Origin of the sequence: Amycolatopsis sp. NPDC058278 (assembly GCF_042881395.1) — a bacterium.
GTDB lineage: Bacteria > Actinomycetota > Actinomycetes > Mycobacteriales > Pseudonocardiaceae > Amycolatopsis.
Map to the genome: position 1 here is coordinate 21,805 of NZ_JBHVXZ010000125.1, position 6,665 is coordinate 28,469.

At 71.1% G+C, this 6,665-nt stretch carries 6 protein-coding genes; 5 read left to right on the forward strand and 1 reads right to left on the reverse strand.

What is annotated here, in order from left to right; all coding sequences use genetic code 11:
* Positions 1-46: 46 nt before the first annotated feature.
* Positions 47-1,003: a winged helix-turn-helix transcriptional regulator gene (locus tag ACFVYA_RS40665; RefSeq protein WP_387052751.1), complete on the reverse strand. Its 957-nt coding sequence runs from the start codon at positions 1,001-1,003 to the stop codon at positions 47-49.
* Positions 1,004-1,129: 126 nt separating this feature from the next.
* Between ACFVYA_RS40665 and ACFVYA_RS40670 the strand changes: the two genes are divergently transcribed.
* From ACFVYA_RS40670 to ACFVYA_RS40690, 5 genes are all read left to right on the forward strand, one after another.
* Positions 1,130-2,602 (forward strand): carotenoid oxygenase family protein, encoded by a 1,473-nt coding sequence (locus tag ACFVYA_RS40670; protein WP_387052753.1) that lies wholly within the window; start codon positions 1,130-1,132, stop codon positions 2,600-2,602.
* Positions 2,599-4,290: a class I adenylate-forming enzyme family protein gene (locus tag ACFVYA_RS40675; protein WP_387052755.1), complete on the forward strand. Its 1,692-nt coding sequence runs from the start codon at positions 2,599-2,601 to the stop codon at positions 4,288-4,290. Before ACFVYA_RS40670 ends, ACFVYA_RS40675 begins: the two co-directional genes overlap by 4 nt.
* A 4-nt stretch (positions 4,291-4,294) precedes the next feature.
* A complete protein-coding gene (locus ACFVYA_RS40680) occupies positions 4,295-5,488 on the forward strand; it encodes an acetyl-CoA acetyltransferase (protein ID WP_387052757.1) in 1,194 nt (397 codons plus the stop codon).
* Complete coding sequence (locus tag ACFVYA_RS40685; protein ID WP_387052759.1) at positions 5,485-6,468, forward strand: LLM class F420-dependent oxidoreductase; 984 nt, start codon at positions 5,485-5,487, stop codon at positions 6,466-6,468. Before ACFVYA_RS40680 ends, ACFVYA_RS40685 begins: the two co-directional genes overlap by 4 nt.
* A gap of 2 nt (positions 6,469-6,470) precedes the next feature.
* Positions 6,471-6,665, forward strand: a 195-nt coding sequence (locus ACFVYA_RS40690) for a pyridoxamine 5'-phosphate oxidase family protein (RefSeq protein WP_387052761.1), incomplete at its 3' end; no start/stop codon positions are given.

Below are 6,665 nucleotides of genomic sequence, written 5' to 3' on the forward strand. Positions count from 1 at the left end.
GCCTGGCATCACTCAAACTGCTTGGCGAGTCGATTTGGTCACGTCGTCAGCGTTGGGGGGACGGTACGCCGCCGAACTGGACCGACTTGCGGGTCAGGGGGCGGCCGCAGTGGTCGCACAGCAGTATCGGGCGCAGCCGCTCGCCGCACTCGACGTGGTGCAACGTGATGTCCGGCTCCTGGCCCGTCACCTCGAACCCGCGCGACCACTCCGCGATGAACGCCAGCGCCGGGAAGAACGCCAGGCCCTTCGCCGTCAGGCGGTAGTCGCGGGCGTCGGTGCGGGTCTTCGCCACGCCGGTGCGCAGGACGCCGACCTCGACCAGCTTGCTCAACCGGCCCGACAGCACGCTCGGCCCGATGCCCAGCTCGCGCTCGAACTCCGAAAAGTGCCGGCAGCCGAGCAGCGCCGACACCAGCAGCCCGGTCGACCACCGGTCGCCGAGCAGCTCCATCGTGTCCGGGAAGAACATCAGCGGGTCGCCGGCCAGGGACTCGGCGTCCTTGCGGCGGAAGCGCTTGGACGCCGTCGCCGCCGCGACGCCGGTGCTGTCCAGCCGTTCCGCGCGGACGTCGCGCGCGTCGACCCGGCGGCCGCAGGCGGCGCAACCGAGGGGTGCTGATGTAGCCAGCTCGCAGTCGAGGTGGATCAGCGTCGGCAGCACTTCGCGCCGGCCTTCGACCCACTCGCGCTCCCACGCCCAGATCGAGATCAGCAGCGGCCACAGCTCGAGGCCGCGCTCGGTCAGCCGGTATTCGTGCCGCGTCCGCCGCGCGTCCCGGTACGGCACCCGGATGAGCATGCCCGCGTCCACCATGTCCCGCAGCCGTCCCGCCAACGCCGTCGGCGAAATGCCCAGTCGCAGGCGCAGCTCTTCGTACCGGCGGAAGCGCAGGAACAGGCTCTGCAGGATCAGCAGCGTCCACTGGTCGCCGACCAGTTCGAGCGCCCGGCGCAGCGGATCCCCCGCCGGCCGGACGCGGTGTGCAGACGCTTCGGTCACCACTTCCCCCTCGTTACACGACGACCTCAGGGTAACACCTGGCTACATCAGAAGAAGCCTATTGACACCTGGGTACACAAATCATAGTCTCTTCTCCATCAGCCCGCGCAGCCAGGGAGCAGCCCGATGACCAGCACCTCCGAACAGCCGCTGATGGTGGCCCGGACGGCGGACACCGGCGAGGACAACCCCTACCTGCTCGGCGTCTACGCCCCCGTCGGCACCGAGATCGACGCCCAAGACCTGCAGGTCATCGGCGAGATCCCGAAGGACCTCAACGGCGTCTACCTGCGCAACGGCCCGAACCCGCGGTTCGCCCCGGAAGGCCGCTACCACTGGTTCGACGGCGACGGCATGATCCACGCGGTCCACCTGGAGAACGGCAAGGCCCGCTACCGCAACCGCTGGATCCGCACCAAGGCCTTCGAGGCCGAGTCCGCCGCCGGCAAGGCGCTCTGGACCGGCGTCATGGAGAACCCGAAGGACAACCCCTTCGGCAATTCCCACGGCCTCGGGCTCAAGGACAACGCCAACACCGACGTCGTCTTCCACCGCGGCCGGATCCTCGCCACCTGGTACCTGTGCGGCTCGCCGTACGCGGTGGACCCGCTTTCGCTGGAGACCCTCGGCGCCGAAGACTTCCTCGGCACGCTGGCCGGCGACATGATGGCCCACCCGAAGGTCGACGAGGCCACCGGCGAGCTGTTCTGGTTCGACTACGGGCCGCGCCCGCCGTACCTGCGCTACGGCGTGATCAGCGCGGACGGCAAGGTCGTGACCACCACCGACATCGAACTGCCGGGCCCGCGCCTGCCGCACGACATGGCCATCACCGAGCACTACGCGGTGCTGATGGACCTGCCGCTGGTCCAGGACCTGGCGGCGGCGAAGCAGGGCCGGCACAAGCTGCACTTCGACCGCTCGCTGCCGAGCCGGTTCGGCGTGCTGCCACGCTACGGGAACGGTAGCCAGATCCGGTGGTTCGAAGCGAGCCCGTGCTACATCTACCACGTCGTCAACGCCTGGGAAGAGGGCGGCGAAGTCGTCCTCGACGTCTGCCGTGTGCAGCGCCCGCAGCCGCGTGCCGACGCACACACGCCGCTCGCGAAGATGCTGTCCTACCTGCGGCTGGACGCCCAGCTGCACCGCTACCGCTTCGACCTGCGGACCGGCGCGTGCCGCGAAAGCGCGCTCGACGACGACAACACCGAGTTCCCGACCGTCGACGCCCGCGGCGTCGGACGGCGGAACCGGTACTCCTACGCGGTGCACATTTCGCCCGAGTCGACGCTGAAGTTCGACGGGCTGGTGCGCCACGACAATCTTGCCGGTACGAAGACCGAATACCGGTTCGGTCCCGGCCGGTGGGGCAGTGAGGCTCCGTTCGCACCCCGCGAAGGAGCACCCGTCGATTCGGCGGACGGGTATCTGGTGACGTTCGTGCAGGACGAGCGCGAGGGACGCTCGGAACTGGACATCTTCGACGCCGCCGACCTCGCTGCCGGACCCGTGGCCAGGGTCCTGCTTCCCCAGCGTGTCCCGCTCGGTTTTCACGCGACCTGGGTCCGGGCGGACCAGCTGGACAACCTCCGCTCATGAGATGCCATCGAGAGGGTCGTGCCCGGGACTTCCGGACACGGGGATGGTGGAGTGCGGAGACGATCGACCAGCTCGTGAAGGAGCGGGTCAGTGCCGACCCGGAGGGTCTCGCGCTGGTCGATCCACCGAACACCACCGCACTGGTCGGACGCGATCCGGTGCGGTGGACCTGGAACCGGCTCGACGAACGCGTCGACGTCCTGGCCGCGTTCCTGCTCGCCAGAGGGGTGCGAGCAGGTGACGTAGTGGCTGTGCAGCTGCCGAACTGCTCGGCCCTGGTCCAGGCGTTCCTCGCGATCGTGCGGATCGGCGCGGTCGTCACCCCGTTCCCGGTGTCCTACCGGGAGCACGAGATGGTTCCGATGTGCCGGCGCACCGGGGCGGTCGGGGTGATCACGGCATCCAGATACGGCGAGCACCCGCTCGCCGGGGCGGCCCTTGGGCTAATCGGCGCTTCGGCGCTGTCGGTCCGGTTCGTCGTCGCCAGAGGGGACGACGAACCGGCCGGCGCCCTGGCCTGGCCCGAAGCTCCCCTGTCCGAAGCGGACAAATCCGCTTTGGACTCGCACCTGACCGAAGCCGACGTGAACGACTGCGTCACGATCTGCTGGACGTCCGGCACCGAAGCCGAGCCGAAGGCCGTGCCGCGCTGCCACGGAGATTGGCTGGCGACAGCCGCCGGCTGTGTCCAGGCCGCCGGGATGACCCGCGACGACGTCCTGCTCTCGCCGTTCCCGATGACGAACATGGCCGGCATCGGCGGCATGTTCCTGCCGTGGCTGCTGACCGGCGCCGTGTTCGTCCCCCACCACCCGTTCGACCTGCCGGTGTTCCTGGGGCAGCTCGCGGCCGAGCGCGTGACCTACACCCTCGCGCCGCCGGCGTTGCTGACCATGCTTCTGCACAACGAAAAGATCCTGTCCGGAGTGGACATCTCGGCCCTGCGGAAGATCGGGTCCGGCTCGGCGCCGCTCTCGCCGTGGCTGGTGCGCACCTGGGCCGAGCGGTACGGCATCGACATCATCAACTTCTTCGGCTCGAACGAGGGCACCGCGCTGCTGTCCGGTCCGGTGGACATCCCGGACCCGGACCAGCGCGCGACCTACTTCCCGAACTACGCCTCCGCCGCCACTTGGTCGACCCCGGTGGCCGGGTGGACGTCGGTGCGGCTGCACGACCCGGTCACCGGCGAGCGGGTGACCGAATCCGGGCGCCCCGGCGAGCTGCACATCGCCGGGCCGACGGTGTTCGCCGGTTACCTCACGGAGGTGGGCGAGCCGCTCGACACCTCCGCGTTCGACGAAGACGGGCACTTCCGCACCGGCGACGTCTTCGAGATCGACGGCGAGGGCGGGGAGTTCCTGCGGTACGTCGACCGGCTGAAGGACCTCGTGATCCGCGGCGGCATGAACATTTCGGCCGCCGAGGTCGAGGGCCTGCTGGCGGGGCACCCGGACGTCGCCGACGTCGGGGTGGTCGGCGTGCCCGACGAGGTCATGGGGGAGCGGCTGTGCGCGGTCGTGGTGCCGGGTGCGCGCAAGCCGTCCCTGGACGAGCTGGTCGCGTACCTGAGGGAGAAGAAGGTGGCCGCGTTCAAGCTGCCGGAACGGCTCGAGTACGCGGAGTCCTTGCCGCGCAACCCGGTGGGGAAGATCCTGAAGCGGCTGCTGCGGGAAAGCCTGGGGTGAGGTCATGACGGTGTTCGTGCTGGGCGGGGCGCAGACCGACTTCGCGCGCAACGTCACGAAAGAAGGGCGGGGGATCCTCGAACTGTTCGCCGAGGTCGTGCCGGCCGCCCTCGCGGACGCCGGGGTCTCGGCCGCCGACGTCGAGGTCGCGCACGTCGGGAACCTCGCGGCGGAGCTGTTCACCGGCCAGGCCCAGCTGGGCGGCGTGCTGGTCGCCGCGGTGCCGGAGCTCGACGGCGTGCCCAGCACCCGGCACGAAGCCGCGTGCGCGTCCGGCAGCACGGCCGTGCTCGCCGCGTGTGCGGACCTCGAAGCGGGCCGCTACGACTTGGCGCTGGTCGTCGGTGTGGAGCTGATGCGCAACACCGACGGGCAGCGGGCCGCCGAGCACCTCGGGTCCGCCGCGTGGGCCGGTCACGAAGCCGTCTCCGCGAAGTTTGCCTGGCCGGCGCTGTTCGCCGAGGTCGCCGACGCCTACGACGCGCGCTATGGCCTCGATCCCGGCCACCTCGGGCTGTTCGCCGAGCACGCTTTCGCCCGGGCGGCGCGCAATCCGCTGGCGCAGGCCCGCGACTGGCGGTTCCCGGACGGCGCGTTCGGGTCCGACGACGCCCTGAACCCGGTCATCGAGGGCCGCCTGCGCAAGCAGGACTGCGGCCGGATCACCGACGGCGCCGCGGCGGTCCTGCTGGCTTCGCCCACGTTCGCCGGCCGGCTCGGTGGTGGCTTCCCGCGCATCGCCGGCTTCGGGCACCGCACCGCGCACATCGGTCTCGCCGAGAAGCTCGCCGCCGGGGGCGAGTACCTGTTCCCGCACCTGCACGGCGCCGTCGCCGACGCCTACCGGCGAGCGGGCCTACCCGGGCCGGACGCGCTCGACGTCGTCGAGCTGCACGACTGTTTCACGATCACCGGCCTGGTCGCCTTGGAGCACCTCGGTGCCGCGCCGCCCGGCGACGGTGGCCGGTTCATCGCCGGCGGCGGGCTCGACGCGGCCGGGATCAACCCGGGCGGCGGCCTGATCGGCCTCGGCCACCCCGTCGGCGCGACCGGCGTCCGCATGCTGCTCGACGCGGCCCGGCAGGTGACCGGCACGGCGGGCGAGACGCAGGTCGACGGCGCGCGGACGGCGTTGACGCTGAACGTCGGCGGCTCGTTCACCACGGTGGTCACCATGATCGTGCAGGCTTCCGCATGAAGCTTTCGGTGTCGCTGGGCCTCTGGCAGGACCGCCCGCCGGAGGAAGCCCTCGAAACCGCGCGCGCCGCCGAGGCCGCGGGCTACCCGGAGCTGTGGATCGGCGAGATGGCGACCTGGGACGCCTTCGCGCTCGGCACCGCGATCGGCGCGGCGACTTCGCGGATCTCGCTGACGTTCGGGCCACTGGCCGTGACCGTGCGCGACCCGGCGACGATCGCCATGGGCGTCGCGTCCGTTGCGGCCCTGACCGGACGGACGACCGGGGTCGCCTTGGGCACGTCCAGCGACGTCGTCGTGCGTGGCTGGCACGGCCGGTCGCGTGATCGTTCCGCGACGGCGCTGGCGGAGTCCGCGGTCGCCGTCCGGCAGCTGGTTTCCGGTGAGAAGTCCACAGCGGACGGTTCGGTGGTGGGTTCGCACGGCTATCGGTTGCGGCTGCCCGCGCCGAAGTCACCTTTGACGATCGCCGCGTTCGGTCCGAAGGCCCTGGAGGTGGCGGCCAGGCACGCCGACCGGATGGTGGTCAACCTGGTCAGCCCTGCGGCCGCGGCGTCCTTGGTACGAGGTCTGCACGAAGCCGCTTCGCGGGCGGGCACCACGCCCCCGCCAGTGGCCGCCTGGGTGGTCGCCGCTGTGGACCCGGACCCGGCAGCCCTCGAACAGCTGCGGCGCGGAGTGGTCGGCTACCTGGCGGCGCCCGGGTACGGCGAGATGTTCCGCGCGGCGGGCTTCGGCGACCTGGTCGACTTCGCGCGCACGCGCCCGCACCCGCGCGAACTGCTGGCGGCGGTCCCGGTGGAGGCGATCGCGACGGTGGGCCTTCTCGGTTCGCCGGAGGACATCACGGCGAAGGCGGCCGAGTACGCGGACGCCGGGATCGACGAGCTGGCGATCGTCCCGGCCACCAGCGACGACGACCCGGGTGGCGCGAAAACTCTCGCCGCGTGTCGATCCGCCGTCCTTCCGTTCGACGCGTAGGCATGACCGAACCCACGAAAACCCAGAACCTCGACCGATCCGGGTCCGCGGCGTTGCCGTGGAGCAGGGCGCGCGACCTCCTCGCCACCCAGACCCCCAAGGAAGACCTGACGTTCTTCGTCGGGACCGTCCGCCCCGACGGGCGGCCGCACGCCGCCGGCGTCGGCGCCATCTGGGTGGACGACACCCTGTCTGTC

Coding starts and splice junctions, on each gene's coding strand:
- ACFVYA_RS40685 (WP_387052759.1), top strand. CDS start 5,485: ATGAAGCTTTCGGTGTCGCTGGGCCTCTGGCAGGACCGCCCGCCGGAG.
- ACFVYA_RS40680 (WP_387052757.1), top strand. CDS start 4,295: ATGACGGTGTTCGTGCTGGGCGGGGCGCAGACCGACTTCGCGCGCAAC.
- ACFVYA_RS40675 (WP_387052755.1), top strand. CDS start 2,599: ATGAGATGCCATCGAGAGGGTCGTGCCCGGGACTTCCGGACACGGGGA.
- ACFVYA_RS40670 (WP_387052753.1), top strand. CDS start 1,130: ATGACCAGCACCTCCGAACAGCCGCTGATGGTGGCCCGGACGGCGGAC.